Origin of the sequence: Sphingomonas sediminicola, from assembly GCF_014489515.1 — a bacterium.
Lineage (GTDB): Bacteria > Pseudomonadota > Alphaproteobacteria > Sphingomonadales > Sphingomonadaceae > Sphingomicrobium > Sphingomicrobium sediminicola.
This window is the reverse complement of record NZ_CP060782.1, coordinates 2,636,874-2,663,801: the sequence shown is the minus strand read 5'-3', so window position 1 is coordinate 2,663,801 and position 26,928 is coordinate 2,636,874. Positions and strand designations below refer to the sequence as shown.

Below are 26,928 nucleotides of genomic sequence, written 5' to 3'. Positions count from 1 at the left end.
GCTCTTCGCATCGCCCGACCTTGGTACGGTCACGAAGGCCACGAAGCTAAAACACCTGAGAGCTTTCATCAGCGACAAACCGAAATACGTCGGGACAGTTGAGGGCGTGCTACCGGCTGACGCCGTCTTGTTGGAAGCTATCGAACAGCGGCTCGGGCCAAGATTGCCGAGAGTAACATTGTCCAAGCCAATCAAGAGTGCACGGACATTGTAAGATCGGCGGCAGAGCCCGTGGTAGCGACCTTCGTTGGAGAGTCCCTGTCTCGGTATGTCTCGGGAGGTAAAATCGCTTCGCCGATGGCTGACCTGGTTACTTTTCTCCTCGATGACTACGCTTCGTTTTCACGAGGAGCCGGGAATGGTCTTGTCTCCACAGCGGGCCGGATGAATGAAAAGCTCCTGGTGGCTTGCCTAGAAGAAAAGGGCCTGAGCCACGGCGCAAACTTCACAAAGACAGGCACGAACCTGCAGGGAGATATCGTAATTCACTCGAAGGCTGGAGCGAAGAAGAACCTGCACGTCGAGGTGAAGAGTCACCACGCGAGAGAGCGCCTCCTTCGCGGGCTTAACGACATTACAGGTGAAAAGGTCGGCGCTGGCTACTTCGTGGATCCAGCTGAATTTGGGCCGGGCCGAACACAAACGCTGCTACAGAGCCAAGCTGCGGCAATCTACATGCCAGACAGCACTCTCAAAAAAGTCGATCAGAATGCCCTGGCGATGAAGACGAACGCAGCAGTCGCCTTTGGCAGCCGGTTCTATCGACCGCTCGAGCAGTTCGCGACCGATATGCAGGCTTTCTCGCAGACGGGCGCGCTTCCCACGTACTAGATCCGGAACTGGCAGCTCGTGTGCCCGCGGGCGGTCGATCCGGTATCGCCAGTCACCTACCCGACGTGTCGATCGCCTTCAACCGAGCTCCAACAATGACCACATTCGGGGCAAGAATAGTCGTTATCCGTCCGATCGTATCTGTGATCACGCTCGTGTCGCATTTTCACCTGCTTTTTGTCCTCGACCCAGCATGCAGGGCAGTGAGGGATCGCGATGTCAGAGCGAGCGCGGTGTAGGCGGGAAAAGGACTCGATGAGCTTTGCTTCGAGTGACAGGAGCTCCTCCCTGATCTCTGTTTCGACGCGGGCATACGCAGCCTTTTGCAGCTCGGACCCATCGAACGGGTACAGGTCTTGCCAGTCATGTCGCCGTCGGCACGCGATAAGCCATTTCTGGGCCGCGTCGGCGGCGATGTCTTCCGCATCGTAAAGCAGGTCGGAGGCCAAGGACTCCACCGCGCCGTTCATTCGCGTCTCCCCGTCTTGCCCAATGGCACCGCGTCACTTGCGGAGAAGCGACACTTCGAGTGAATGAGGACCGACACGATGAATGATCGCGTGGTCGCCCTCGCTGGCGCCAGTACGCTTGAAGAAATCAGCGACCGCGCTTCGGTTGCGAAAGATCATCTTGGTAGCGTCGATATCGGTGTCGACGGTCTCGCCCGGTAGAAACGACACGGTGAGGTTGTCTCCGGCTGACTCCGAGTTACTTCCCCCGAGCGAGCCGGCTGGCACCAAGTGCTTTGCAGCCCTGACATAGATGTGGTTGTTCCTCATGTTGCCGGCCGTCAGGGGAATGAGCACACCTGCCCTGTCATTGATACTCAAGTGATTACTCCGTTGATGTGCGTTCCGCAGATCGGGCCGCACTAAGCGCCTAGCTTCTTTACGCGCCGGCTCTTCTTCGGCTTTCCGCCTAGATCGGCGGAAACCTGCAGCAAGCGTTCGACGTGGAAGTTAAGTTCATCGCGGTCGAGCGTTGCAAGAGGCAGGCTTGCCATGGCAACCACTTCTTCCTTTCCATCGACCTCCCGCAGAGCGACCGTAGTGGCGTGCTCCCAAGCCCCCGACATCATTTTCTTGAGTACCGCAACGCTCGGCCTTGCACCGAGCACCATGACCGGGGTGACTAGGTTCACTACCGGGTTTGCAGGTGCTGAGCTCGGACAGTCCTCGACAGTTATGAACTCGCCCTTGGCCTTGCCTGAACGGATACCGATGCGGCCGGAGGCCTCGTCGAGCTCGACCTTGTAACCGGCTTCTTGGATCCTCGCCTTGAGCATGACCATGTAAGCAGGTGGTTCGACCGCTTTCTCGAGCGCCTTGTTCCCGGCGATCGTGACCAGCTGATGCCGGGTAAGGTCACCTGCTATCCGGCTCGTTTCGACCTTGACCTCGACTGCCTTGCCGGCCAGCAGCCGCTCGCCAATCTCGAGGACCGCGTCCATTCGGGCGGCGGGTGTCTTTAGAGCCTCGTCGGCGCGAGAAAGGCCAGCGAATGCATGCACCGCCGCGGTTACAAGGGCGCACACCATCGAGCCCGCCTCGAGGTTCTCTTCAAGATCGTCCAGACCTGAAGGCTCGTGCGAGAGGATGATTGCCAGAGCAGCTCGCCGCCCGATCTTCTCGTTATCGGCCAGGCTCGGAATGTCGATCTCGGCGTCTATGACTTTCTGGCATCCCCGGACCCAGGACTCGGCCTCCGCGCCGAGGCTAATCACGCTAGCCTCGATATCCGCCAGGAACTCTCGGCGATCGAAGCCCTTTTTCCCGAAGCGCTTGCGCAGTGCTTCCACCGCCGCACTCCAAATGCTCGAGTCTAGACTCGACGAGCGTGGCTCCAGGGCATGCAGCAAGCTCCGCGCGTTTTCCGCTATGCCGTTTCCGGGATCCTGCAGGAACCGACGAAGCGCATCGTCGAACTGGCTACCGGCCAGGAGAGAAACCACGCCGGCCCCGAATCCGCCGAAGAAATCCAGGTCGGTTCGCCGCGGATTGGCCAACGGCGACTCGATGTTGAACTTGCCCGGCCTTTCAGGCTCGTCGGTTACCGGCCATTTCACGACCTTCTCGACGAGGCTTGTCGCGACGTCGGGAAACGCATCGTACGAGGCGACGAAGTTTGCGAGAGACCCATCATCGCGGAAGCCAACCCACTTGATGTTGGTCACCCTTACAGGACCGGGGAAGACTGCCGGCTGGCCATGCTCTGGCGGGGCCCTTCGCGGGGGATCGCCACGATCACCCTGTCGCCGGGCTCACCTTCCGAAAGAGCCCATGTCGGCACGGAATCGTTGAACCCAAGAAGGCCCTCACCGGCCGGGGACTGGAAGTCCTTGGCCGCGTCTTCCTTTAGGGAACCGCCAACGTAACCGGATGCCAATGCAAGCGCGAAATTATCGGCGTGTAACGGCACGAGAGCCTCCCAAGCGGAATCCCTACGATCGCCTCGCGGCTCCAGGTCTAGCTCGAGGGAGCGCGTATCGTCCGTCACTCGGCTGCCTCCACTTCTTCGAAATTGTCGTTCGCCTCGATCATCGTTTGGAACTTGCCGATGCTCTGGTCGAGGGGCCAAGCCCGACGTATCGACACAGCTTCGTTGAGGGTCGCGGAAGAAGCCTTGCCGAAGCAGGCAACCCGGCCGCTGGATCGATGTCCTTGAACACGAGGTAGAGTTCAGAGCGAGCACGAGAGCTCATGACGTACAGGGTCATTCTCTCGTTGAGGAACCCTGACGTATCGAGGTTCATGCCCTCCATCCCCAAGAAGAACACGATGTCGAACTCGAGCCCCTTGGCGGACTGCGCATGTAAGAAGGTGATCGTGTTCCCGCTGTCGAAATCGAGCTTGTCGTCAGTGTGATCCTTGTCGCGGCTTAGGTACATTTGAAGCCGCGGGGCTTCTCCACTCCGGAGAGACGGGACTTCACCTGGTTGTAGGCCCGTTGCACTCCGCGCTTTCCGCCGCAGACGATGACTCCTACTTGCTTGCCCGGGTTCAACTTGGCCTTGCGGACTATGAAGTCAGCAATGTCACGGTCGTTCGCTGCAAAGACGACCTGCGGATGTTCTCCATCGGCGTCAGGGAGCTCGGAGATCCCGCTCTCGTTGCCGACCTGGAAGTGCCTGGCAAACTCGGCGATTGGCCGAGTATTTCGGAAGTTCTTCTTCAAGACGAAGTTGCGATCTTCCACGCCGGAAATGAAGAGATTGTTCCGGATGTCCTTTATCCGGCTATTCCGGTCAGCCTGGAGTCGCTGGTTGTCATCCGCGAAGATCGTCACCTGGGCCGGGACCCCTCTTGCCTCCAGCTGCTTCAGGATCATTCCGAGTGCCATGTACATCTGTGGTGGAAAGTCTTGGCCTTCGTCTACGACGAGGTGGCCCCAGGAGAACTTGGCGCTCGCGCCGTTCTGACAGGCATTGAGGACCCTCGCGCAGATCTCGTTCCAATCGTGGGTCCAATTATCTCCTACGACGGTTGGTATCCCGGTGCGGGTTGCACCGTACCACCAGCTATTGGCCCACGAGTGCATCGTGCTGACGTCGACATCTGGCGCGACATTAGAGCGGGTGGAGGTGTACTTGGCCAACACCTTGTTGAACATGATCACGTGCGGTTTCTGCCCCAACTTCTGGAGCTTCTGGGCACGGTGAAATGCCATAACGGTCTTGCCGGTCCCCGGCGGCCCAACCACGAGTATCGCGCCATCGCCGGGCGCCTCCCCGTATATGCGTCGCTGCTCGCGGTCCAAGTCACTCAAGGAGGGGAAACGCATTCCTATACCTCCAGCACGGGGCTGAAAAAGCCGACTGGCTCGCTCACGCCTCGACCATTTTTCCGGCCATCGCCGGAAACGAGGACGCGATCGAGAAGAACATTCGAGAAGGTGCAGCTCGTCTCCGCAACCAACGAGCAGGCGTGGCAAGCCGCGCGGTTAAGCCCGTCAACGCCTTGCGCGTCGAGTTCACGGCAAACGGGGTCCCCGAGCACCACTGGCTACGAGATACTGCCCGGTAGATGACGTCTTCCAGTCTGTCTGGAGCCCCATCTCGCTTAGGCCTCCCATCGAACCCTCAGCGTCCGAGTCCGCCGTATAGATCAGTAGACCGGCATAGGGCTCTGAATCGGTGCCGCAGTAGATGCGCTCTCTGAGCGAAGTCGACGAATACCCGCAGTCGAAAGACAACTGGTTCAAGAGCAAGTGCGCGAAGGTGTGCACCATGACGAAGGTGGGGTTCGCATTGAAACCCATCCTTCCCGGGAGCCCGAGCTTCTCGGCGGTCACGAGGTGCGATGCAGTGAACTCCTCGATGGCTTCCTTGTTCACCGTGCGCCACTTGTCGATTGCCGCGTTGGAAAACTGCAAGAACACGCCTTCGCCGAGCACCATCATGGCGGGCAACCAGTCTGGTTGCGGGCGCCCGAGCGAAGGCGAGACCATCGCGTGTTTCTCGGAGACGTTTCGACGCTGAAATCCACGGAACGCACGCACTTCGCGAAGGCGCTCTACCCTGACAAAGCGCTCGAAAAGGCCATCGAGCTTGAAGCGGGAGGTTGGTTTCGCTGGACGTGCAATTAGCCACCGACCGTCCTGCCCTCCGGGGTTCGCCAAGACCGGAAACTCGTCGTCGAGAATGCCCTGCTGGCTGAGCTCCTCGATCGAGCCTCCGGGTGGATCGCTTTCGCCAGCGGAAATGTCGGCGGTGAAACACGCGATCGAATCGTCGCTAGGCATTCCGACCTCGCGACCACGAGCTTCAACACCATCTCTAAAGGCCTGGATGGCGAGCGTCGTGTCGCCCTTGTTGAATTCGACCAGGTTCGATGCCGATTGGACAAGGTTCTGGTAGATCTCGTCAGACCGCAGCTTTTCCCACGAGTCCTTTTCCGCGTCGCCGTCGATATCGAGCGCGGAAACAACCGACGCATAGTGAAGAGAACTCGATCCCCGTGGCTCCATGTAGAGAGGCGCGGGAGCGACGGGGTTCTTCTTGTTACCAGCGTCGATGCACGACGACGTCGCCTCTCCGGGTTGGTAACCTCGGCATTTCTGCGGAAGCGCTCCATCGGCGATACCCTCGAGATTGCCAGATGCACCACAGCTGCAGCGTATGAACATGCTCGAGAAATCGCCGCCGCTCTTCCCCGTAACTTCGAACCTCAACCTCGAGGTCGAGCGCGCGCAGGCCCCCTGCTGCGCAGGCTGGTGACCGCGGTGCGCCCACCAGTACCAATCAATCTCGTCTATGTGCCCGTTGTCGCAAGCGGCGATGAAGCGCATCGGGACAAGGCGCGCGTTCTTGCACTTGCCCCCGTCGCAGGTAGGCCGCGGAAGCGTGCCATCTTCCTTGGCCAACTCCTTGTCCTTGTCGGGCGTCCACTTCGTCATCTTCCGGCACTCGGGCAGAAGTGCCAATGCGGAAAGCGCAAAATCGCAACGGACTCGATCGGCTTCTTCAGTTGACGCGGCCGGACCCGGTCGGTGAGTGAGCCGACCTCGATCTTCTCCAGGTTGTAGCCCCGTGGCCAGCTGCCGGTCCCGCGGACGAAGAACGACTGGCCGTCGATCTCGCAAAGCGAGCCGACCCCAAAAGGAGTGATCAACTGGGCGCTACGAATGCTTGGCTTGGGCAATGCCGACGTCCTCCAGTATGATTTCCTTGTCGACGTGCCTCATCGATTGCAGCGTGAACCAGCCGGCTCCGTCTATTTTCTTATTGTCATAGCGAACCAGGAGATGCGGGCGCCTTTGCTGGCTCGCGAAACAGTATTGCAGCCCCTCGACCGAGCGGGCCCAGCCTGCCCATTCGGCGACTTTCTCGGCCAACTTGCTCGAGATGCGCTCCCTTTCTTCGGCTTCTTGCTCGCCGTCATAGGCATCCAAGAGTCGCTGCTCGAGACGTTTGATCGCAGCCGCTATCGAAGGGCGAGACGGGTCAAATTGGTTGGCGGCAGAGTTCCGTTTTAGTCCAGCTCCGTGCCGAACCACTGTCACCAACGCGGCATGGAGTCCGCGCTCGATTGCCGGCAGCGCCCCGGGCGTCACGCTGGTCGGTTCCACGAAGCTGTAAAAGCGCTCGTGGTAATCGCGGAACGCCTCGTAGTGCGAGCGATCCCTCGGCTTGCTCGGCGAATAGGAGGCCACCACGAGGCCGGGCACTACGCCTCGTCCGACGCGGCTCGTCGCCTGGATGTATTCTGCACTGAGCTTCGGCTGCCCGTTGACCATCATCAGGCCAAGGCGATCGATATCCACGCCAACCGATATGATGTTCGTACAAGGCACGACATCGATCGCAGGCTGCTCCGGGCTATGTCGGCGCGCCAGTAGCTGCCTTGCCCTTGGAACGGGCGTCTCCGCGTGCGCCTTCAGCTCCAAGATGTCGAAGTTGGAGGGTCGCTCGAGCGGCTCGTCCGAGGCATAGACTTTCATCCTCGTCGGGATCTCGTCCCGCGTCGCATTGACGATCCGGCCGAGCTCTCGCTTGCTGTTGTGGTAAGCAACCAGCGTCCAGTAAGAATCCGTCTCGTCGATCGAAAGACCTCCCTTCTCAGCGAGCTCGTAGGAGGACTGCAGCAGCGTGGCCATTGTCCACGAGGCAGCGACCGTCGAGCGAAGTCCCTGCGCCATGACTCCGGCGTAGAGACGCGAACGCTGCTTGTTCCCGGTGTCGAGCTTCGAGAAAAACGAGTCTTCTGCACGCAAGCCGGGCGAGGGGAACACGGCCGAAGGCCGGCCGTAGATCCTGCGGCACTGGACCGAGGCATTCCTGATCGTCGCCGTCGAGGCGATGACTTTCGGCGGCTTCCCATGGGTGGCCATCACCGTCTCGAACGCGGCCTCGTAAATCCCGGCGAGGGTGCCCAGGGGCCGGATATCAGGTGAAGCTCGTCCTGGATCACGAGCGACGGCGGAGAACGGTCGGTGCCAACACCGAGCAAGGCACCGCCGTTTTCCTTCCAAGGAATCATCGCGAACTTGTCGATAGTCCCGAGCAGGAACGAGGGTGGCGCGCGGAGCAACTGCTCGTCGATGAAGTAGACGGGCAAGGCCTCGTGAAACGCGCAGTCTTCTTCCGGGCACCGCGTCACGAAGCTATTCGCAGTGGCGAGGAAGCCGTAGTAAGACTCGTCCGCGCTACCATCCGGCTTCGCCTTCCTACTCTCGGGCACGAGCAGTGTCCCGCACGAGGGGCAACTCTCGATTGGAAAGGGATTGACGTCGCGAGGGCGAGCCGCGTCGAGCAGTTCTTGCGTCGGCGCAAGGGCACCGTCCTCGCTGCCCGCGAAGGAGTTGGGCTTACTTCTCCACCGACGAAAAGCCCGATCGAGAACTCGTCGTCACCCAGGGAATTGTCACCATTCGTGGCTACTTCCCGCCTGATCATTTCCATGGCGCAGATCATGCCGGCGGTGCGCTGGAACTGGTCCGCGGTCAGGAACCGGTACGTGTAACGATTGATTACGCCGGTCCCCCGCCTGCCTTTCCCTCGACGATACGCCGCCGGAAAAGCTCGAAGGCCGAGACGAAGAGGTACGCCTCGGTCTTACCGCCGCCCGTAGCAAACCAGATGACATCGACGAGGTCCCTGTCGGGTAGTTCCTCTCCGGCGAGGACGGGAGCACGAGTAGAAAAAAGGCCAACTGGAATGGGCGCCACTTGGCCGTGTTTTGAAAATAATCGATCGCGTCGGTATCCGCCTTTCCCAGGGCGAATGGCCCTTGCAAGCCGTCCTTCCTGCCGCGCCCTGACGCTCGCGCCGAGTGTGACATGGCCATGAGCATCGCGCGGTTTGCTAGCATGAAGCAGCGAGCGGCATCCTGGTCGCCACGGAGAATCTCGATGCCCTGCCGCATCCGCTCGGCGCTACGACGGCATCGCCGCAGCATCCTCTCGGCATCGCTCGCCAGCTCACCATCGATCGAGATCTCCGCTTGGCTGGCGATCCACTCGTCATAGAAGTCGACGAGCCCGGTCAGCCGCGTAGTCAGCTCGTCGCCGCTCAGCTCTCCGCTCGCCAACGGCGCAACCCTGAACAATTCTTCGTCCGGGAAAGTGTGCTGCACCCCGTCCTTGGACACCGACAGGTTGTCGAATACCGGTCGCCAGACGTGTGCGGTGGGAAGGGCCTCGGTCTTGACCCAGGGGCAACGGCCATCATCGACCTTCCAGTCGGTCGCAACGCCGTGCCCGACGGCGTAGGGTCTTTGCTCACCATAGATAACGCGAAGCTCACGCTCTTCGTCGGTAGGAGGCACGTACCTAGCTGCCGGGTACTTGAGGACCTGGCCCTCGACGGCCTCTGCCAGGATCGAGACTTGGTAGAGCGTCTGTTCGCTCGACCTGGCGTGCTTCGCCTCGCCAGAGTTAGAGACGCTTATCGTAAGTAGAACGTCGTCATCCGGCAGTGTCCTGGAAAGGACCTCGAGGATAGCTCGTTGCTCGAGGATCGCGGCCGGCTCGAGCCCTGCTGCACCTACCTCGTGGACCGAAGGCTCCAGTTTGCGACGTTGCCACCGCTGGTTACGCCTGCCCTGGGAACGCTCGCTAGTTTCTTCCGGCAAGGTCTCAACGGCAACATCGGCTGCCTGCGCATTTTCACGGGAGCCTGGCTCTACAACGGGAACGTTCTCGCGGCTTTCCCTGCTGGCTTCCTCGCCCTCTTCTAAAGGCGAATAAACCGCGGCTTCGACCTTGATCCTGATCCTGCTGCCCCGGGCGACGCACAGTGACATGCCCATGGCAGAAGGGAGCATGGCATTCGACATGCTGAGAGGATCTTCCGCGTCTTCGTCCGATGCATCTTCAGCCTCGTCACCGCCAAGATCAGGCGCGGTTTTCTCGGCCCGTGGGAAGAGCATGCCCATCATGTATGCGAGGCTCATGCGACCATCGATGATCTCGTCTGCGTGGGTGCCGCTGGGCCCCGGTTCTCCGAGGCCTGGGCCGATGAGCCTAGCTCGCACTTCCTCGAGGATCTTGTCCCTACCCAGCATTCACTTGTCCCCCTGCCTCGACCCAGCTGAAGCAGCTTTTTCGGTGAGTTCCGTAACCGAGCTTCGCGTGGCCACGAGCACCAAGGCGTGGTTCGCTCGCGAGATGGACTTGTACGCGCTGGAAGCGAAATCTTGGCCTCCCAGACCGGCGACGCAGACAAGCGGTCGCTCGAGCCCCTTGAAGTCCTCGATCGTCGCGACGAGGACGCAATCCCGTGGCTTGCCGCCCAGGGCCCTCTTGCTCAGCGCTTCCGCTCGCACGTTTTTCGCAGACAGAAGTTCGACGGCGTTTTCGGCGTCCGCCGGACTGCAGACCAGGAGCGCGATCGAATTGCGCGGCAGCTGGTCGTCATTGCTCAGCCACTTGCGGACCGCCAACGCGGCCTGTGGCAAGATCTCGCTCTCGTTTTCGACCAATTGTAGATCGACTGTGCCACTGTCGGGCCGGCTGCTCGGCTTGCCGACGTCGGCTCCTGCGAGAAGCTTGATAGCCTCGACGATTTTCCCAGCGTTCCGAATGTTGTTCTTGAGGCTTGTAGCGACCCCGTGGATCCTCAAGTACCCAAGGCAATCCTGGTCGACAGGAAAACTCGGCGAGACCTGGTAATTGGGATCACCGAACCAGCGCCACCGACCCTTTTCCCAGCCTCCCTCGAGAACGCTCTCGACCAAGTCGAGACATTCAAGGGAACAAAGATCTTGCCCCTCGTCGACGATCAGCACATCCCACTTTTTCCCGTCGTCTACGAACTGCGAAACCTCCTCGATCGCCGCGACGGTGACATTCTCGGGCAAACCTTGGTTCGCCAGGAAAGTAGCAAGGTAGTGGCTTCTCGTGACGAGGAGCACTGAGCGGCCTTCTGCTGCCTCGTAGCGAGCGCACGCGGCGGCGACGAAGGTCTTCCCGGTGCCAGCCCCGCCCGTCACGAGTATCCTGTCGTTGTCGGAGATCGCGTCGAGTTTCTCGTACTGCTCGTCCGTGAACTGGTAGAGCCGCTGCTCCACGTCGCGGAGTTGACTGTTCAGAGAAGGGACCTGTTCGAAGTTCGGTCGCAATGAACCGGCGATTGCCCTTACCGTCTGGGGCGCGAGGTCAACGGGGCTGCGTTGCTTCGAAGCCCAGTGATCGTAGGCCCCGGCAAGGAACTTCTTGAAGCTGTTGTGTCCCTTGCACTCGTCTTCGTAGGCCGTGATCTCGTCGGGTGCTCTGGCAAAAGCGTCGACCCGTCGCTCGCGAACCTAGGGATGTCCGTGAACACGACGGCCCATCCGCAAGGCACGCCCTTTAATTCCCGGTAGAATTTCGGGTGCAGGTAGTTCTTCTCGAGAGAAAAATAGGCGGACTTGGCCTGCTCAGCCGGCCCCTCCTTTTTCCGGTTCGTTTCGCCCTTGCGGTTCGTGAACTCCCAGATCCCGTCCTTGCAGGCGACGCGTCCGCCCTTCACCTCGAGGAGGAGTATTCCCCGGCGACTGATTAGGAAGAAGTCAGCCTCGCCCCAGCGCTTGTACTCGTGGTGGCCAATGTTGAGTGAATGGAGCCCGATATCGTACGCACTGAAGTCGATTTCAGCGAGGTAGCCGAAGATCGTCCGCTCCGCCGCGGAGTCACAGCTTAGTACCTGCGACGGAATAAGTCTCATTGCCCCCAACACACCAAGCCATATCAATCAAACGCCCCGAGCTCGGCCCGATTTCATTAGGTAACGACCGTAAGGTCGGCAAGTCCGCTCGCTTCTATATCAGCGTTTGCCTTGATGAGGCGGTGCGGTCCGTTCCGGCGCCGCGGCCGGGGTGCAATTGGGTGGCCTGATCGGGCAAACCCGTCCAAATCCGCGATGGGCCGGAAACCCCCTGGACTTCGGCACGACTACCGGCCATGGTCAATTCAACGGATGACTCAAGGAACCAAGTGCCAATCATGAGTGACGCTACGGGATTGACGATGGTCGACTTATTCGCCGGCTGCGGCGGGCTCTCGCTGGGATGGAAAACGCCGGTTTCACGCCGGTGTTCGTCAACGAGCTCAACGAGCACGCGATGGCGACGTACCTCGCGAACAGGCACCACATCGTCGGTGGCAAGCCCTTTGCCGAACAAGCACACCTCCGCTGTCACGACGCCCACGATCTGCAGGGCGAGCGGCTGAAGAAGATGGTCGCGGACCTCGAGGCTCTCGGCCTCGTATTTCCGGCAGAGAAGGAAGCGAAGAGCGGGAAGGGCGGCAGCACTCTCGACCTGCTTGCCGGTGGACCACCATGCCAGGGCTATTCCGGCATAGGTCACCGTAGGTCCTACTCGGTCGACAAGAGGACCTTCCTTCCAACCAGCTCTACCAGCGCATGGCGAAAATCATCCGGCGCCTGCGGCCACGGATCTTCCTGTTCGAGAACGTCCGGGGCCTATTGACGTCCAAGTGGACTAGGGACGGCGAGCACAGGATCTGGGACGACGTCCTCGCGGAGTTCCGGCGCATCCCGGGTTACCACGTCCGCTGGACGCTAGTCCGCGCCGGCGATTACGGCGTGCCACAAAACCGGCCACGGGTCCTTATCGTCGGCATCCGCAAGGATGTCGCAAATGCCAATCCAATGATCGACCTTAAGGGCGACCCGAAGAAAGAAGACGCGGTGAAATGCGGCTTTCTGCCAAAGCCGGAGCCCTCCGACTGTCCAGACCTTATCGACCTCCTCGACGATTTGGTCGATCCGAAGATGGACAAGTACTTCGAGACCGGTGTCTACCCGCCGGGACGCTTGGTCACGACAGAATACCCGCGTCCTGCAACTACGCCGGAGCAAGAGGCCATGAGGGTCCCGGCGCCGAAACACGAGCACCGGCGCTCGGGCGAGGTCACCGACCACGAGTACTCCAAGCACGCCCCGAACATCGTCAAGAAATTCCGGCACATGATCGACAACGAGGGCGAGATCCCCGAGCACGCGCGCACGAAGAAATTCGCACAACGCGTGCTGCCCAAGAGGTGGGCAAGAAGGCCCGAGCATCACCGCGACGTCGCTTCCCGACGACTACGTGCATTACGCCCAGCCGCGCTCGCTCACGGTGCGCGAGTGGGCGCGGTTGCAGACGTTCCCGGACTGGTATCGCTTCGAGGGAAAGCGGACGACCGGCGGCTTGCGCCGAGCAGGCAATCCCCGCGAAGGGAACTTCGACCGGGAGGTCCCGAAATACACGCAGATCGGGAACGCGGTGCCGGTTCGCCTGGCGGAGCGCGTCGGGGAACACTTCAGGCGCATCCTCGAGGCATCATCGGCCGGCAAGTGATGGCACCGTAGACACTTCGCTCGTCCGCCCGCTAGCAGGGCGGAATGAGCCAGTTGTGCACCGCTTCCCTCACCGAGACCGCCGTTGCGTGGACGGTTCCGTGCTGAGCCTGTCCAACCGCGACGTCGCCGCGACCCTGCGCGTGTTCGCCGGGCACGGGATCGACTGCGCCTTCCTCGTTCCCACCGCGACCGGGCTTGAGAAGTCCATCATGGACGCGACGGACGGGGTCCGCGCCTGGCTTCGCGAGCAAGGGATCCACGACTACTCGGGCAGCAACAGGGGCCGGACGGGAAGGTGCTGGTCGGCACCGTCCTGTTCTCGCGGGGTGAGGTGATCGAGACGAGCACGTCGTTGTACCGGCCCAACACGAAGCAGGGCGACCCGCGCGTCTGGTTCGCTTCGCTGGCGAAGTTTGCTGGCCCCGGTGACCTGTTGGCCATCTGCGCTGCCGGCAAAAAGCTCCTCGTCGTCAACACGTCGCAAAGCGAGTTTCCCTTGCTACTCGATGACCGCGCCTCGCCGTTCTGGCGCGCGTGGAGCGCGGAGCGGCCCACGCCGGAAGCGGTGGCCAGGCTGAGCGCGGCCGAGGCAACCGCGCTCCTTCTTGATTCCACTTCGTCGACCAACCGGGCGGCCCCGTCGCCTTTCTTTGCGGCAATAAAGAATGTCCGTGCAGCGGGTGCAGCGCCAGCAGGCCCACTATCGCGAGAGGCACTGGAGTTGTTGGCGATGCTCAAGTCGGTGGCTGCGCGCGGTTTCGTGCCCACCATGAGGCCAGGCGACACAGGCGTTGGCTACACGCTTGAGAGCCTGCTCGGCATCAAGTGCAACAGCAGCAAGGCACCTGATTACAAGGGCATCGAGATCAAGGCCGGTCGCAAGGGATCGCACGAGAAGGGCCGGACAACGATCCTTTCACAGGTCCCGGACTGGAGCATCAGCCGGCTGAAGGGGTCGACCGCCATCCTGAGGGAGCGAGGCCGCTTTAACGAGAAGAAGGGACGCAACCAGCTCTTCCACGAGATGTGCGCCTCTACGTGTAACAGCTACGGGCTCGTGCTCGAGGTGCAAGGCAGCGACTTCTTGCACCAGTCGTGGACGGACGGGACCCAGGTCGTCCGGGACGCGACTTGGAAGTTCGAAAAGCTTTTCTCTCGCCTCGCGGAAAAGCACGGGCAAACCTTCTGGGTGAAGGCGGATACCCGTGGAACTGGTGCGACCGAGCAGTTCCACTACGTCACGGCGCGGTACACGTCGGGGGTCAGCGAGGCGAGGTTGCCGATGCTGCTCGAGGCCGGCGTGATCACCCTGGACTACACGATCAAGGAGACGAAGACCGGCGCGGCGAAGGACCAGGGCTACCTGTTCAAGATCAAGCAATCGGACCTGCCACTCTTGTTCAAGTCGCCGCTGGACTTCGAACTCGCCGCGTGAGCCTCGCGGACAGCGTTTCGTCTCCCGGGGCGGCCACGTCCGGCAAGAAGCGCCGCGCGCCCAGGGACGTGGACGCGCCGACGCGATCAGAGAAAGCCAAGCTCACCCGCCTCGCGGGAGACCTCGCGCGGTGGTGGGCGACGAGCGGCCGAGACTACCCGTGGCGCGCGGACGAGGCCGGCACCTACGAGAGGATCGTCGTCGAGGTCTTGTTGCAGCGTACCACCGCGGCGGCCGTCTCGCGGTTTTACCCGGCTTTCGTACACCGGTTCCCCGGCTGGCACGAGCTCGCCGACGCCACGCCGGAAGACCTCGAGGAGTTCCTAAGGCCACTCGGGCTGTGGCGCAGGCGGGCGGCTTCCCTGCTCGGCATAGCAAGGTACGCCGCGGGCACGGGTGGAAAGTTCCCGTCGAACCCGGCCGAGCACGCGGGGATCCCCGCGGTCGGGCAGTACGTCTCGAACGCGGTGCTCATGTTCCAGCACGGGAAGGCGGCGCCGCTGCTCGATGTTAACATGGCCCGCGTGCTCGAGCGGGTCGTTCGACCGCGGCGGCTCGCGGACATCAGGTACGATCCCTGGCTACAGGCAGCGGCCAAGTGGTTCGTGAGGGGCCGCGACCTAGCGAGACCAACTGGGCGGTCCTGGATTTCGCGGCGCTCGTGTGCAAGGCGCGCAGGCCACTGTGCCAGGAGTGTCCCGTGAACCGCTACTGCGCCTTCTTCCGCCGCACGGCCGAGCAGGAAGCGCCTGGGAAACGGTGAGAGAGGAGGACTCCTGCGGCTAGTCGCCGAGTGATCCCGCGTACCGGTAGCCGTTGCCGGAAAACCGGAAGCCAGGCGGTAATTGCTTCCCCAGGTAGCGGGCCGCGGCGTCTCCGCCCGCCGGGTGCCCGACGAACCCCAGCCGTCCTCGCAACTCGCGCTCGTACCCGGGGAAGTTCGCCCGCGTCGCGGGACGCCACTCGGTCGGCTCGAAGACAGCGACCACGGTCCGGTCCTTGGTCGCGAGCACGTACTGCACCTGCGACGCGCGCGACGGCGAGACTCGCCAGGCGTAGCGCGCGGCATCGTACGCGCCGAGACGCGGATAGCTCTGGTTGATGCTCACGACGAGCAGCGCGTCGGGCGTATCTAGCTCGACGACGTCCGGTCCCTCGTGCCCCGCCGGCATGCCCGCTCCACCTTTCACCATGACGCCGTATAGGGCGACTGAGCGAGGTTTCGGAAGCGCGTAGCCGTCGTCGCCGCAACCGAGGGAAGGAGGAGCATGAGTTACTACCACGGCCGCCAGGACCTAGTCGCCTTGCCCCAGGACTTGCAGGACTTCGCATGGTCGGCGCCGATGCGTGACCTAGCGGCAAAGGTCGGCGTGTCAGACGTGGGCCTGAAGAAGCTCTTGAAGTCGCACGGCATCATCACCCCGCCGCAGGGCTACTGGAACAAGCTCCACGCCGGAAAGCCTGTGCCGAAGTGCCCCAAGGTGGCGTCGCGGCGTCCCGGCGAGGCAGGGCGCGTACGTCTCGATGCACGGTTTGCGGAGGTCGTGCACTCGGTCGAGCCGCTCCCGTCTTCGGGACCGTTTGCCTCGGCCGCCGTACCGGGAGACCTCGACGCCTTGTACGAACAGGAGCTTGAGGCGATTGGCCGCGTGGCTGTCCCGAGAAAGCTCGAGCGAGTCCACCACGGCCTGACGCAACTCTTCAAGCAGGAGGAGCGCCGACGCGAGAAGTTCGCTGCGAGCGGCTGGTCGTGGGATGCGCCGAAGTTCGAGTCAGCGGTCGACAAGCGGCGCTTGAGGATCCTGAACGCGATTTTCATGGCGCTCGGGCGGAGGGACATGCTGCCGGCGCGCACGAGCGCGACGGCGAGATCCATGCGTCGGCGACCATAGGCGACACGCGTGTCGGGCTCAGCATCGGTATCGCAGTGAAGCATCGGACAGTGCGCGAGTTTGGACGCGACCGGCCTGCACCGGACCTGCCAGCGTCCACGCCGCTCACACTCGTGATCAACGCCAACCTGGACGGGAAAGCCGTCGCTCGGTGGGAGGACAACAAGGGCAAGGACCTCGAGTCCATGATCGCGCCGATCGTGGCGAGCATCGTCGTTGCCGGCGAGGCTAACTTCCGACGCGGCTTGAGGCAGGCCGAGGAGTGGGCGGAGCAGTCGCGGCAGTGGGAGGAGCAGCGCCGGCGGGAGCAGGTCGAGGCCCGTAATCGCGAGCGGCTAGGGCGACTGCGAGAGAGCGCCGAGCTCCTCCGCCAAGCCGAGGAACTGCGCGCGCTAGTTGCGCGCGTGCGCGACGCGGTAGTCGCCGGCTCCGTCGGCATCCATCAAGCGAGCCTCGCGGCGTGGGAAGAATGGGCGTCGGCGGAGGCGGACAGGCTAGACCCCGTCCTGTCGGGCCAGGTCCTGACGCACCTCGAGGAAACGTAGGGTCGGGCTGCACTCAATCAGCAGTGGGCCAGCCGACCGCTCGGATCGAACCGGGGCAAGCGTATGGCCTGTCCGCCTCGAAGCATGGCGCAGCTCAGGTCCGTTGCACCGACCGAACACCAGGCCGCGATGCGGTTGTAGGTCGTACCGGTCGGTTGGCACTCCACCGTTCGTCCACTGATCAGCCGCTCCAGGGCCGCCTTTGATCGCAAGGGGTCACCGGGCGCGCATGCACGGCGGGGTTGGCAGGCGCCGGGCATCTCGGGCGCATCGATCGCGGCGAGCCGGATCCTCGTACCGTCGGTGCAGCGAAAGGTATCCCCGTCATGCACGTTGGCAACGCGGCAGGAAAACCGCGGCCTGTCCCCGGCCCATTGCTGCGCATGGGGCGCCGCGGCGGCGAGCAAGAGTAGCAGCATGGTCGTCACGCGGCACCGCGCATCGAGGCAAGCCCGTCCGAGTAAGCGCGGTCAAAGGCAGCCTCGAGCCGTGGATTGGCGCCGCGAAGGGCATCAACCACCTGCTTGGCCCAGTGGAAATAGTCCTCCCTGCGCTGCAGCGGCCAGTCGGCGGGAGGCGAGGTGGCGATGTCGCGCAGATTGCTGATCTTGTCCGCCAGCTTCACCAGCTTCGCCGCGTTCGACTTGTGCGCGGCCCTGGCGACCTGGAGACGCTTCCGCTCTTCCTTCGCTAGCGACTTGTCGTCGGTGACCTCCGCCACGATCCCGGCGACCCGGCTGCCGAACGCGCGCTCGAGTTCTTCCACCGTCGTGTCGGTGTCCTCCACGGTGTCGTGGAGCAACGCGGCAACGAGCACCTCGGGATCGTCGACATCTCCCTCGGAGACGAGGATGTTCGCGAGCGCGAGCGGGTGGTTGATGTAGGGGATGCATCGGCATCCTTCCTGCGCTGCATGCGGTGCTTCTCGGCCGCGAAGCGGGCGGCCTCCAGGACCAGCGCCAAGTCCGCTCGTGCTGTCACAAATCCCCCACCAAGCTCGCTCGACAGAAACGACCCACCAGCCGCGAGAGTAGCCCGCGCCGATTGTTCCGGGTCTTGGCTACCTCGATAACTGGTCTCGGGCCCGGCAGCTGGTTTTCCTGGACCGATGTCCCGACGAGGACGCCGTCGCGGATCTCGAGGAAAATGTCCCGTTCGTACCGGCTCCCGAAGCCTACATGGATGTACTCGAGCAGTTCGCCGTCAGTCACTCGGAGAGTGCCCGAGTACCACTCGGCGAAAACCTTGCCGGTCGTGCCAGGGAAAAGCGTCGCCAGTGACGCGGCGGAGCCGTCATGCAGGGTCGCCTCGAGCTTTTTCAGGTAGAGGCGGTCATCCGCGATTTCCCAGCTCGCGACGTACCCCCGCCGGTTCGCGGTGTGCGGCCACCGGAAGATGCCTGCGTTGCCCGTCTCCTGGAGCCAGGGCTGGAGCGGGAGACTGCAGAGCGGGAAAATCCGCCCGTCGTAGGACAGCCGATCGCGGACCTGGGCTGTCATTGACGCTTGGATCCTCGCCGTCCGCTACACCTCACGGGCGCTAATCCTCGTCGTGTTCAGCGCCAGCTCCCCGTCGCAGTAGCTGAGCTGGATTTCTGGTCCGTCGAGCGCCGCGACGAGCCTCCTAAGTGTCGCTCCGTTCGCCGCGATCGGGGATGTCCAGGTCCCTGACCCGGGTATGTCCATCGCTGCATCGCTTGACCTGACCGACAGCCCGTCGCTCGAGGCCGCGAAGATCACTTCCCGTTCGAACTGGATGCCCTTGCGCCGCAGCGTCGCTCGGCGCCTGGCCGTACCGATCGCGGCCACCAGGTCGCGCTTCTGTATCGTGATGTTCCACGTCGCTTGGTCCAGTTCGGCCATACGCTACTTGCCTTCACACCGTCGCTGGAGAACGCTGACGATAAAGTCAGGGTGGCAAGTGAAGCTCAATCAGCATTTGCACGCAAGGTCCGATTGGCAACCTGCAGCCGATTGTTGCAAGCGAATTAGATTTTAGCTAAAAGCTAATTGCAACGAACATCGCGCGGGGAGATTCAGCGTGCGGACTAGTGACATCCTGACTCGCATTCGGCGCGCGATAGAGAAGTCGCCGAGGAACGGTTACGTCGCGGAACTTCACGTCCAGGCCATCAAGTACGCCGAAGAACTCGAAGGGGTGACCGGGAGGGAGTTCTGCGAGGCGCTCGGCATCGGGCCGTCGTTCGGTACCGAGTTCGCCAAGATGCGGAAAATTGCGCCGCGACTTAAAGCTGCCGGCCTCGATGTTGACCGCCTTTGAAGCGAGCGATCCGCGCTCGCGCATTTCAGGCGGTCCTGAAGTTGACCGTGAATCTACGGGGTGTTTTCTATGAAAGCGCAAAGCGGGGACGTCATGCCGATAACAGCGGACCGCGGGGGAGTGACTGCGAACTATTGGTACGAATCTGGCATCAAAGTCGACGCCGCGGTTCAGAGTGGCGATGTCAAGCTGCGTTTCAAGCTTGATTCGAAAGGGGCGGGACGACAGACGTGCGGATAAACATAGATCCCGCGAGCTTCCAGCAAATCATCGATTGCATGTTGGAGTGTGAGTTCTCTCACGCGGTGAATGCATTCGCCAAGTCGCTCGTTCGGAGAGATAAGGCGCGCGCAGGCTGAGGCGAGCAAACGCACGGTTGCCTAGAAGTCAGCCCAAAATGACGCTCTCCTGCGCGCCTGGGTCCCGCAGGTCCAAATTCAGCTGATGACTTGTCGACTTCCCCATGATGTACGCCATGTGGCTAAGTGATCACTGCCGCTGGCGCCCTGTAAAGTGGCGCCTCGTGGGTCAGGTACTGATCGCGCGAATATTGGTAGCGGGATAGCGTATCGGAGGATCTGCGGCCGCTTCGAGGAGAGGTTGGTCGTGCCCGCACAAGTCGCGCAACACTCGGACGTTCAGGAGACTTTCCGGACGGTCTTCGAGAGCGTCAATCTGCCCTACTTGGCGGTGGACGTGGATCGCGTGGCAGAGGCAATCCGCGATCACGGGCTTCGGGCGGAAAGTCATTGTTCGATCCCGTTGATTGGATCGGGAGACCGTCGCGACGGGCTGGTTGGCTCCTGGCGAGGCTTGTTGCGCCGGATCGATCCGCCGGAATGGGTAATTGCAGCGATTCTCGACACGCCTACCATGGGAGCGCAGATTGCAGCATCTCGGCCGGTAATTCGCAATTGCAACGACGTTCCGTACTTTGCGATCTCCGAATCGAACGATGAGCTAACTTGGACTGAGGAGACGATTTGGCCGATCGCCTACTCATCGCTGCTGCGCCAGTTAAAGTCGCTCGTCGACCTACATCAGGTCCGAATTCAGGAGATCCTGAACCGCCGCCTTAAACAGTATGAAGAGGCGGGTTTGGCGAGAGAGAATGTCGGCCTGTTTGATGAAACCACGCGCATTCTACCTACCGATTTGCATTACGCATTCGCTTCGTTGGGCGCTTGGCTCGGCGGGGCGATGAACGTCCAGTACTTCGCTAGCTATGCTGTCGCGCCGCAGCTGCGCAATCCGGAGTATGCGCTAAGTTGCGCGGCGGCGATGGGCTACACCCGCGCCGAGTCGAGAGACCTAGATAATGGCGGCTTAGTGGCCGTGCCCATTGCGGTAGCTCAGCCGCTGATTTCGACCCAGGGAGACCCGACAGTCTTCGGAAGCATTCCGGTCAACGAGTTCAGCGCTGCCAATCCGCCGCACGTTGCCGCACTTAAGCGTACTGGCATCGATCCCAAGCATCCCGGATTCCTCATCGATCGACACTATCGAGGCACTTTTCTCGGCCGGGCGATTGGGGATGACGCGCTGTATGGAGCGCGAAACGTTCTCAGGGACCACTTCGAAGGTTTTTACCCCCGGCGCCAGCGCGACGACCTAATTCGCTGTCGTCAGTTTTCAGTCCCAGTCTACGAAGTGGGATCGATTGAAGAAGCTCGAGAAATCGTCGCGCAGATCCCAATTCACGACGAGGAAAACGGAATTTTCTTTCGTGGCCAAACCGGCTTTTACACTCTGGACCGGCCCCGCCGGGTCAAACGTCTTCTGTTCGGCAATTCGTGTGCGATCGAGCCATCATTGCCAACGTCGGCATCACGCCATCGGCACGAGTACGACCCCGCTCACTTTTCGTTGCGTTTCTTTCTTGAGCACCATGTCATTCCGGAAATCATGGATGGTGAAGATTGGAAGGATGCCTGGCGCGCCTCCGTAACGGACCCGGAACTGGCGATCGATTATGCAATGATGGCATTCGCCCAGCACTATGGTCTGCCATCGCACGGCCTAGACGTGACGACGAGTCTGGACGTCGCGACATGGTTCGCGACTCAGAAGTACAGCAGTGCAGGCGGCATCGCGCAGTACAATGTACTGGAAGCATCGGGGTGGCCGAAGAGGAGGCGTGAGTGGCCCACAGTGTTTGTGTTTCAGAACGTCTCGTGGTCCCTGCAATGCTCTCTTCAGGACTGCCGGGAACTCGAGGCGTTTGGCCTACGCGCGCTTCGACCGGAGCGGCAAAGCGCGCGCTTTTTCCTCGGTGGGCACTCGGAGCATCGAAACCGCCTCGCTGAAACGGCGGTCTGTGTGCTTCGTTTGAAGCCTGCCAGCTACGAGACGACGTGCGACTTCGGGTACCTCTTTCCGTCTCCAGACGAGGATCCGGGATATCGCGCGATGCTGCGGTTTGCAGAGCAAGATTTCTCGGCCGGCGTTGGTCACTACGTGAACCGGTTCCATCCTGATTAGCGCATACGCAGCAATTCAGCGATCCATGCGCGGGACATCACGCCATAGCTCCTACCCTTGGGTTTGCATTTATTGCCTCACTATCAGATGAAACTGGCCCTGGTGTTGCGTAGAGGGGCACGTTCTTTGGACAACGAAGAGAAGTACAGGCAGCTCACGGAGGCTGCTGATTGGGCTGGCATTTGCGCGTTAAACGGCGTTGCGCTCGACGCATTCGGCACGAAGAAGGAGCTCGGTGTCCTAAGGGAACACCTTGAACCCGGCGAGATTGTCTTTGCCCTGACTTCGGGCATCGTGAAGCACAGCGAGACTTCCAATTCGTCGGACTGGGGTTCCAACACGTGGCTGATCGCACTTACCAACGAGCGTTTCCTGTTCTTGGATTGTGCGCTGCTGACGCGATCCGTCGACGTGCAAAGCATCCGGTTGGACCGGGTCCAGGCGGTGTCGAGCTCCCAGGGCTGGGTGCTCGGCAAGGTCATGATCGATCTCGGCAGCCGAATGGCCGTCATCGACAACTGCCAGAAGGCAACGGTCGCTGTCATCGGCGACTTGGCCAACAAGCTGCTGCGTGAGCGTGAGAACGCCAGGTCACCTGCCCCAACTCGGGGAGGAGGCCCAAGCGACGACGATCCAATCGAGAAACTCGAGAGGCTGGCAGCACTCCACGCATCCGGTGCGCTGACGGACGGGGAATTCGCCGCCGCTAAAGGCAAGCTACTCGGGCTCTGACGAGGGGGTTCGAACCCCGCTTGACGTAACGTCGATTGTCATGCGCCTAGCATCCCTTCCCGCGAGCCGAGATAGGGTCATAAGAGCACGGCGTATCGACAGTACGGTCGCAGGAGCCGGGTCACGCGGGGATGTTTTTCGGAGGCATCCCCCGCATCGCGTAGAACGCCAGCAACCGTTTCCGGGTGGCAGTTCCATCGGAGATCCCGAGGAAGCGGACGGCATTGCCGTAGAACACGCCGTCGATTTGTCCGGACGTTAGCCCTGCGTCCGCTAGGAGCGCCGCGACACGCCCAGGGTAGCTAGGTGGCTCCGGATACGCGCGTTCGATCCCGAGCATGACCCAGTCACTGCCGAACACGAGGTGACGCGCCTCAGGGTCATACGCCAAGTACTTCTTCAGTCCCTGGACGGCTCTCCGCCGATAGTCTTCATGGAACAAGTCCGAGAGATAGCTGAGGTCGGCGAACAGCAGGGCATCCGGGTTGGCTTGGACGAAGCGCCCGAATGCCGCTTCCCATGTTTTCTCGAACGGCATCTCGTCGTTCGGACAGGCGGCCGGGCCCTCGCCGCTACTTCGGTCGCGGAAGCGGCCGAAATGGCCGAGCAGGACGCGCAGCGCAGGGTGCCTGCGGATCACTGGGAACCAGTAGTCGGGGTCGGCGCGCCGGCCGTAGCCGCGCCGGCTCCCGTTTGACGCGGCCGCGTGCGCTAGGACGGGTGCATCGAGCTCGAGGCAGAGCGACCACAATTCGTCCAGCGAACGGTCGATCTCGGCCCCCGCTTTTTGCGCGCTGCCGAACACGGTGCGGACGTGTTCCGGGAAGTCCTCCCCCGAGGTGCCGTTCCCGGAAGCCCGGAAGCCCATCGGCGGATAGAGCTTGATTCCAACAAATCCCTGGCGGGTTAGCGCGTCTTTGGCTAAGTTCAGCGGGTCCCAGGAACCGTCAATGACCGGCAATCGGTTCCGGTAAAGTGCACGGCGCAGGGGATCGAAGGCGACGTAGCCGTGCACGGGAGGTAGCGACGGGTCGCTCGCGACTTGCCCCATGGCGTTCGCCTGGTCGACCAGCGACGAGCGAAGCGATTGTCCGAGCCAGTTCGAATAATCGACCAACGCCGGGCACAGCAACGCCGCGTCGTAGCCCCCCGCGGCGTGCGCCTTCGCGAGTGTGCGGGCCAAGGTAGCGCGGCGTGACCGGAAGCTCCTCAGCCATTCGACGATGCTGCCGATGCTGGGCTGTGGAGCCGGGCCCGTCGGGCACGTGGCAAGCGCGCCGCTTGCGCCAAGCTCGCGAAGCGCCTGTTCCGCCTGCAGTTGCTCCTTGCGCAGTTCGCTCTCATTCTGGCGACCGAGAGACGGGGAATCCTGGACGAATGCACCCGCGCCCTCTGCTTCTCCCTTGGCGCTGATGACGCCGCGCGAGACGAGAGCCTCGATCCTCTGGAGCGATTTCAAAAGGATTTTTTTCGGCAAGGAGGAGCCTGGCTCGACGCCGAGCATGCACTGCTGGATGAAGGTTGCCGCTGGGAGGTCGGTCACGTTGAAGACGTGGCAATGTGCGTCGACCATGCGACGTCGAGGGGCCACGAACGCCATGCCGGCGGGCCGGGTCTTGCAGGCCGCCAGCATTGCGCCGGCGAGGGCCGCTAGGGCGCCGATTGAGCCCCGACGAGTCCAGCGGCGCGGACTCGCCGCATCCTCTTCAGTCCCATCTCCTGCACGACCCGTTTGACCGGTGTAGTCATGGACGACCGGAGGAATTACGGAACCCACGAATGCTTCCCCTTCGAACTGGGCCTTGATCACCGTTTCCGCTGATCGACGACCACGGCGATCTCCCCGATCGTCAACTTGCCCGGCCGTTTTAGGCGCGGCACATTTCCTATCGGTCGCAGTAGATCGAACGGGATCACGCGCACGTCCACCCGGCTCGCGTCCGCGACGGCCGCGGTGATGTCGATGCGATGCGACACGCCCGCAGCCTGCTCGTGCGCGTGGCCCGCGGGGCATCGTGTGCCAGCCCGAACAGGGGATGGTCCCGACATAGTTCGGCAGGTCGCGGCTCGGCGTCGCCCCTGCGGGTAGATTGACATACACGTCGTATCCTACCGCCGTGACGCCGGTGAGCTTCAGTCCACGAAGCTCGAGGATCACGCGGTGCCCCTTGCGCTGTGCCCGCGTCGAGAAGAACTGGCTGGCAGTAGGCGCGGCGACCGGCAGCTCGACGTGAAGCGGGACCGTGTCTGAAAGCGCCCGTCCGACGCTGCCCGTGCCGGCTTCCATGGATTGCACTTCGAACTGCCTGCTCGGCGCGGCGAGCCCGGCGCCGATCGCCTGCAAGCTCAGCCGGTGGCATGCCGGGTCGTCCGAATCATACCGGAGATCGAGGTTCGCTCGATCGAGGTAGAAGCGTCTCTTTTCTTTCTTCTGTGATCCGTCGGCATCGAAGAAAATCCATGGCTTCTCCTCGAACCACGGAGCCGGCGGCAGCGTGCCCCACGTACGGTCTGGCAGGCACTCCCACGCCGTCCACATGCGATCGATATTCGTGTGATGCACCCAGAAGATGGGGTCGAAGGCGGCGGTTGGAACGGACGCCATCAGGCCGCTCGTGCTGCCCTGCGCCTCTTCCATTTCTGGATCACCAAAGCCGATTGCACCGCCTATAGCGAAGTGGATCAAGTCGTGCGGGGCCTGCTCGGCGAGACCCCGCGTGCGGGGGTCGCTGTCTGCCACGCCGCCGGCGAATCCCGCCCGTTCAATGGCGCCGAAGAACCGCTTCTCTGCGAGCGCCCGCGCGCCGTCGGCGACCTCGGGAGCAAGCTCGTAGAGGCCGGACATGAAGGCGATCTCGCGACGCAGGTCGTAGAGCGGGTTCTGCGGATTCCCATCGGCATCCGCGTCCTCATCACCAAAGAGAGCGGGAAACCGGCGTTGCGAAGCGTCCGCGTAGTTCCAGTAAGGCAGGGCGAAATCGGCCTCGCCGGATGCCTTCCGCAGGATGCGCTCGAAATAATAAAGATACGCGCGGTGCCAAAGGAGGAAATTCGCGGAGTTCTCCCCGTGATGCGGGCACTTGTTCCAGAACTGGCGTGCCTGTGCCACGTTCGGATCGCGCTGCTCGGCGGCATCCATGGCGTCCTCGCGCACGGCGTGAATGGCTGCCTGGAAGAACCAGCTTTCGGGATCAGATGGCGGCTTCGCCTTCATCGCGGCGACACCGCGCTTCAGGGCCGAGACCATTCGAGCGTCCTGCGAGAAGCTTTCCAGCTTCATCCTGGTCGGCGCGGCCTGTGCCCTGGCGCTGCCGCCGAACGAAGCGGCGACCAGGACTGAGCATCCTGCTGCAATCGCGGAACGGCGATCGAATAGCTGTGAACCCCGTGAGAATGAATTGCCTTGGTGGGCCACTGTCGTTTCCCCCTCTCGCGCCGCTCAACGGTCCGCGACACGTGCGCACCTGGATGGCCGCTTCGGCCGGACGCTATCCGGCCAGTTCCGCGTACAAAGCTGGTTTCTTCTGCTTCACGTCTTCGAGAATGCTATCCAAGCCGACGGCCTTGTTCAGCTTGTCGGACGTGCACTGGTTCGCGGCGTCGGCCTTTTGGAAGCCGAGGTGATGGAGCGCGATCATGTTCCCCTGCATGTCGAAGACCGGCGCTCCGGATGCGCCAGGCTCGGTATCGCACCGGTGAGTGATGTCAGGGCCGGTCGTCCGCGTGAGCGGGTCGGTCCACGCACGGTACGAACGGGACTCGATCATGCAGTTCGAGCTAAGGAGCTTGGCCCGGCATTCCGCGTGGTGGACGACGAAGACCTGGTTGTCTGCCGGCAGCTGGCGGTTGATTCGAACGGGTATCGCGCGCCCGGTTGCAGCGCCTGGCCCAACCGTCGGACGTACCCGGAGGAGCGCGTAATCTAGTCGCTGGTCCGCCTGGAGAACCTGGGTCACAGCGTACTGCCTGCGAGGCGCCGAGCCTTCTTGCCAGCCGAGGTCGATGATGCTGTTTTTCTGGACTTGGTCATTCCAATAGAGTGACTCGGGCAGCGTCGTCGGGCCGCCGCAGTGCCAGTTCGTGATGAAGATGTCGGACGTTAGCATCGCGCCCGAGCAGCACCAGGTCTCCTTTTGAATGACTCCTTGCGCATTAGGGAACTTCAGACCCGTCACCATCATGCCGACCGCTTCCGTGGCACGACGATAAACGGCCGCGGAGTTGTCGAACGGGTTCGTCCAGCTGGGTGAGCCTGCGACTTGGCTCGAGAAGACGTTGGTGCCGTGGCTGTCCTTCGGCAGCGCCATCCCCCAGCAAAGCGGATGGTGACGCCTGGGCCGCCGCCGACCAGCTCCGCTGAAACCTGTGACGCCTCGAGGCGGCCGGTCCATTGTATTGCTGTCCCACCGTTAGCGAGGCGGAAATCCTGTTCGCTCAAGATCGAAA

31 protein-coding genes are annotated in these 26,928 nt (G+C 62.2%); 11 read left to right on the top strand and 20 right to left on the bottom strand.

The genetic code is table 11. From position 1 onward, the window contains the following. Nucleotides 1–297 precede the first annotated feature (297 nt). Entirely contained in the window at nucleotides 298–831 is a 534-nt protein-coding gene (locus H9L14_RS14270) for a hypothetical protein (protein WP_187708623.1), read from the top strand. Nucleotides 832–887: 56 nt separating this feature from the next. Here H9L14_RS14270 and H9L14_RS14265 read toward each other — a convergent pair whose 3' ends face one another. From H9L14_RS14265 to H9L14_RS14200, 14 genes are all read right to left on the bottom strand, one after another. Next, entirely contained in the window at nucleotides 888–1,301 is a 414-nt protein-coding gene (locus H9L14_RS14265; RefSeq protein WP_187708622.1) for a hypothetical protein, read from the bottom strand. 33 nt (nucleotides 1,302–1,334) lie between these two features. Then, on the bottom strand, nucleotides 1,335–1,661 hold the full coding sequence (locus tag H9L14_RS14260) for a hypothetical protein (protein ID WP_187708621.1): 327 nt from the start codon (nucleotides 1,659–1,661) through the stop codon (nucleotides 1,335–1,337). 41 nt (nucleotides 1,662–1,702) lie between these two features. Then, nucleotides 1,703–3,004, bottom strand: a complete 1,302-nt coding sequence (locus H9L14_RS14255; protein WP_187708620.1) for a hypothetical protein — start codon at nucleotides 3,002–3,004, stop codon at nucleotides 1,703–1,705. A gap of 2 nt (nucleotides 3,005–3,006) precedes the next feature. Further along, a complete protein-coding gene (locus tag H9L14_RS14250; RefSeq protein WP_187708619.1) occupies nucleotides 3,007–3,327 on the bottom strand; it encodes a hypothetical protein in 321 nt (106 codons plus the stop codon). A gap of 40 nt (nucleotides 3,328–3,367) precedes the next feature. Then, the gene (locus H9L14_RS14245; protein ID WP_187708618.1) at nucleotides 3,368–3,718 is read right to left on the bottom strand and encodes an ATP-binding domain-containing protein; all 351 of its coding nucleotides are present in this window, start codon (nucleotides 3,716–3,718) and stop codon (nucleotides 3,368–3,370) included. Next, complete coding sequence (locus H9L14_RS14240) at nucleotides 3,709–4,596, bottom strand: AAA family ATPase (protein ID WP_187708617.1); 888 nt, start codon at nucleotides 4,594–4,596, stop codon at nucleotides 3,709–3,711. The genes H9L14_RS14245 and H9L14_RS14240 overlap by 10 nt, the downstream gene beginning before the upstream one ends. 204 nt (nucleotides 4,597–4,800) lie before the next feature. Continuing rightward, a complete protein-coding gene (gene drmB / locus H9L14_RS14235) occupies nucleotides 4,801–6,225 on the bottom strand; it encodes a DUF1998 domain-containing protein (protein ID WP_187708616.1) in 1,425 nt (474 codons plus the stop codon). After that, complete coding sequence (locus H9L14_RS14230; RefSeq protein ID WP_187708615.1) at nucleotides 6,222–6,440, bottom strand: hypothetical protein; 219 nt, start codon at nucleotides 6,438–6,440, stop codon at nucleotides 6,222–6,224. The genes drmB and H9L14_RS14230 overlap by 4 nt, the downstream gene beginning before the upstream one ends. A 7-nt stretch (nucleotides 6,441–6,447) precedes the next feature. After that, a complete protein-coding gene (locus tag H9L14_RS14225; RefSeq protein WP_187708614.1) occupies nucleotides 6,448–7,659 on the bottom strand; it encodes a helicase C-terminal domain-containing protein in 1,212 nt (403 codons plus the stop codon). Next, nucleotides 7,659–8,009, bottom strand: a complete 351-nt coding sequence (locus H9L14_RS14220; RefSeq protein WP_187708613.1) for a hypothetical protein — start codon at nucleotides 8,007–8,009, stop codon at nucleotides 7,659–7,661. Before H9L14_RS14220 ends, H9L14_RS14225 begins: the two co-directional genes overlap by 1 nt. A 183-nt stretch (nucleotides 8,010–8,192) precedes the next feature. Further along, on the bottom strand, nucleotides 8,193–9,833 hold the full coding sequence (locus H9L14_RS14215; protein WP_187708612.1) for a hypothetical protein: 1,641 nt from the start codon (nucleotides 9,831–9,833) through the stop codon (nucleotides 8,193–8,195). Next, nucleotides 9,834–10,838: an AAA family ATPase gene (locus H9L14_RS14210; protein WP_187708611.1), complete on the bottom strand. Its 1,005-nt coding sequence runs from the start codon at nucleotides 10,836–10,838 to the stop codon at nucleotides 9,834–9,836. A gap of 68 nt (nucleotides 10,839–10,906) precedes the next feature. After that, nucleotides 10,907–11,473, bottom strand: a complete 567-nt coding sequence (locus tag H9L14_RS14205) for a nuclease-related domain-containing protein (protein WP_187708610.1) — start codon at nucleotides 11,471–11,473, stop codon at nucleotides 10,907–10,909. 94 nt (nucleotides 11,474–11,567) lie between these two features. After that, nucleotides 11,568–12,116, bottom strand: a complete 549-nt coding sequence (locus tag H9L14_RS14200) for a hypothetical protein (protein WP_187708609.1) — start codon at nucleotides 12,114–12,116, stop codon at nucleotides 11,568–11,570. Nucleotides 12,117–12,172: 56 nt separating this feature from the next. On the opposite strand from H9L14_RS14200, the gene H9L14_RS17545 reads away from it, so the two are divergent. The 5 genes from H9L14_RS17545 (at nucleotide 12,173) to H9L14_RS17540 (ending at nucleotide 15,315) form a co-directional block, all read left to right on the top strand. Continuing rightward, nucleotides 12,173–13,126, top strand: coding sequence for a DNA cytosine methyltransferase (locus H9L14_RS17545; protein WP_425506886.1), 954 nt, complete (start codon nucleotides 12,173–12,175; stop codon nucleotides 13,124–13,126). 77 nt (nucleotides 13,127–13,203) lie between these two features. After that, nucleotides 13,204–13,452 carry a hypothetical protein gene (locus H9L14_RS14190; RefSeq protein WP_187708608.1) on the top strand — a complete coding sequence of 83 codons (249 nt, stop codon included), beginning with the start codon at nucleotides 13,204–13,206 and terminating at the stop codon, nucleotides 13,450–13,452. Further along, nucleotides 13,413–14,552, top strand: a complete 1,140-nt coding sequence (locus H9L14_RS14185; protein ID WP_187708607.1) for an MvaI/BcnI family restriction endonuclease — start codon at nucleotides 13,413–13,415, stop codon at nucleotides 14,550–14,552. Before H9L14_RS14190 ends, H9L14_RS14185 begins: the two co-directional genes overlap by 40 nt. Further along, complete coding sequence (locus tag H9L14_RS14180; RefSeq protein WP_222949856.1) at nucleotides 14,549–15,256, top strand: HhH-GDP family DNA glycosylase; 708 nt, start codon at nucleotides 14,549–14,551, stop codon at nucleotides 15,254–15,256. The genes H9L14_RS14185 and H9L14_RS14180 overlap by 4 nt, the downstream gene beginning before the upstream one ends. After that, nucleotides 15,214–15,315, top strand: a complete 102-nt coding sequence (locus tag H9L14_RS17540) for a hypothetical protein (RefSeq protein ID WP_222949855.1) — start codon at nucleotides 15,214–15,216, stop codon at nucleotides 15,313–15,315. Before H9L14_RS14180 ends, H9L14_RS17540 begins: the two co-directional genes overlap by 43 nt. Before the next feature lie 19 nt (nucleotides 15,316–15,334). Here the strand turns inward: H9L14_RS17540 and H9L14_RS14175 are convergent, their stop codons facing one another. Then, complete coding sequence (locus tag H9L14_RS14175) at nucleotides 15,335–15,835, bottom strand: hypothetical protein (protein ID WP_187708606.1); 501 nt, start codon at nucleotides 15,833–15,835, stop codon at nucleotides 15,335–15,337. Here H9L14_RS14175 and H9L14_RS15230 point away from each other — a divergent pair. Beyond that, nucleotides 15,821–16,444, top strand: coding sequence for a hypothetical protein (locus H9L14_RS15230; protein WP_222949854.1), 624 nt, complete (start codon nucleotides 15,821–15,823; stop codon nucleotides 16,442–16,444). The genes H9L14_RS14175 and H9L14_RS15230 overlap by 15 nt on opposite strands. Before the next feature lie 50 nt (nucleotides 16,445–16,494). After that, on the top strand, nucleotides 16,495–16,989 hold the full coding sequence (locus H9L14_RS15225) for a hypothetical protein (RefSeq protein WP_222949853.1): 495 nt from the start codon (nucleotides 16,495–16,497) through the stop codon (nucleotides 16,987–16,989). Nucleotides 16,990–17,413: 424 nt separating this feature from the next. Here the strand turns inward: H9L14_RS15225 and H9L14_RS14165 are convergent, their stop codons facing one another. From H9L14_RS14165 to H9L14_RS14155, 3 genes are read right to left on the bottom strand one after another with little or no spacing between them, the layout of a single operon-like run. After that, nucleotides 17,414–17,974 (bottom strand): HD domain-containing protein, encoded by a 561-nt coding sequence (locus tag H9L14_RS14165; RefSeq protein ID WP_281389466.1) that lies wholly within the window; start codon nucleotides 17,972–17,974, stop codon nucleotides 17,414–17,416. Next, nucleotides 17,967–18,488, bottom strand: coding sequence for a hypothetical protein (locus H9L14_RS14160; RefSeq protein ID WP_187708605.1), 522 nt, complete (start codon nucleotides 18,486–18,488; stop codon nucleotides 17,967–17,969). The genes H9L14_RS14165 and H9L14_RS14160 overlap by 8 nt, the downstream gene beginning before the upstream one ends. A 24-nt stretch (nucleotides 18,489–18,512) precedes the next feature. Next, nucleotides 18,513–18,851, bottom strand: a complete 339-nt coding sequence (locus H9L14_RS14155; protein ID WP_187708604.1) for a hypothetical protein — start codon at nucleotides 18,849–18,851, stop codon at nucleotides 18,513–18,515. Between the two features lie 178 nt (nucleotides 18,852–19,029). Between H9L14_RS14155 and H9L14_RS14150 the strand changes: the two genes are divergently transcribed. From H9L14_RS14150 to H9L14_RS14140, 3 genes are all read left to right on the top strand, one after another. Next, the gene (locus H9L14_RS14150) at nucleotides 19,030–19,269 is read left to right on the top strand and encodes an HTH-like domain-containing protein (RefSeq protein WP_187708603.1); all 240 of its coding nucleotides are present in this window, start codon (nucleotides 19,030–19,032) and stop codon (nucleotides 19,267–19,269) included. A 606-nt stretch (nucleotides 19,270–19,875) separates the two neighbouring features. Beyond that, nucleotides 19,876–21,750, top strand: coding sequence for an FRG domain-containing protein (locus H9L14_RS14145; RefSeq protein WP_187708602.1), 1,875 nt, complete (start codon nucleotides 19,876–19,878; stop codon nucleotides 21,748–21,750). 126 nt (nucleotides 21,751–21,876) lie between these two features. Then, a complete protein-coding gene (locus H9L14_RS14140) occupies nucleotides 21,877–22,482 on the top strand; it encodes a PH domain-containing protein (protein WP_187708601.1) in 606 nt (201 codons plus the stop codon). Between the two features lie 121 nt (nucleotides 22,483–22,603). Here the strand turns inward: H9L14_RS14140 and H9L14_RS14135 are convergent, their stop codons facing one another. Beyond that, nucleotides 22,604–25,897 carry a tyrosinase family protein gene (locus H9L14_RS14135; RefSeq protein WP_187708600.1) on the bottom strand — a complete coding sequence of 1,098 codons (3,294 nt, stop codon included), beginning with the start codon at nucleotides 25,895–25,897 and terminating at the stop codon, nucleotides 22,604–22,606. Nucleotides 25,898–25,970: 73 nt separating this feature from the next. Then, nucleotides 25,971–26,789 (bottom strand): trypsin-like serine peptidase, encoded by an 819-nt coding sequence (locus tag H9L14_RS14130; RefSeq protein ID WP_187708599.1) that lies wholly within the window; start codon nucleotides 26,787–26,789, stop codon nucleotides 25,971–25,973. Nucleotides 26,790–26,928 lie beyond the last annotated feature (139 nt).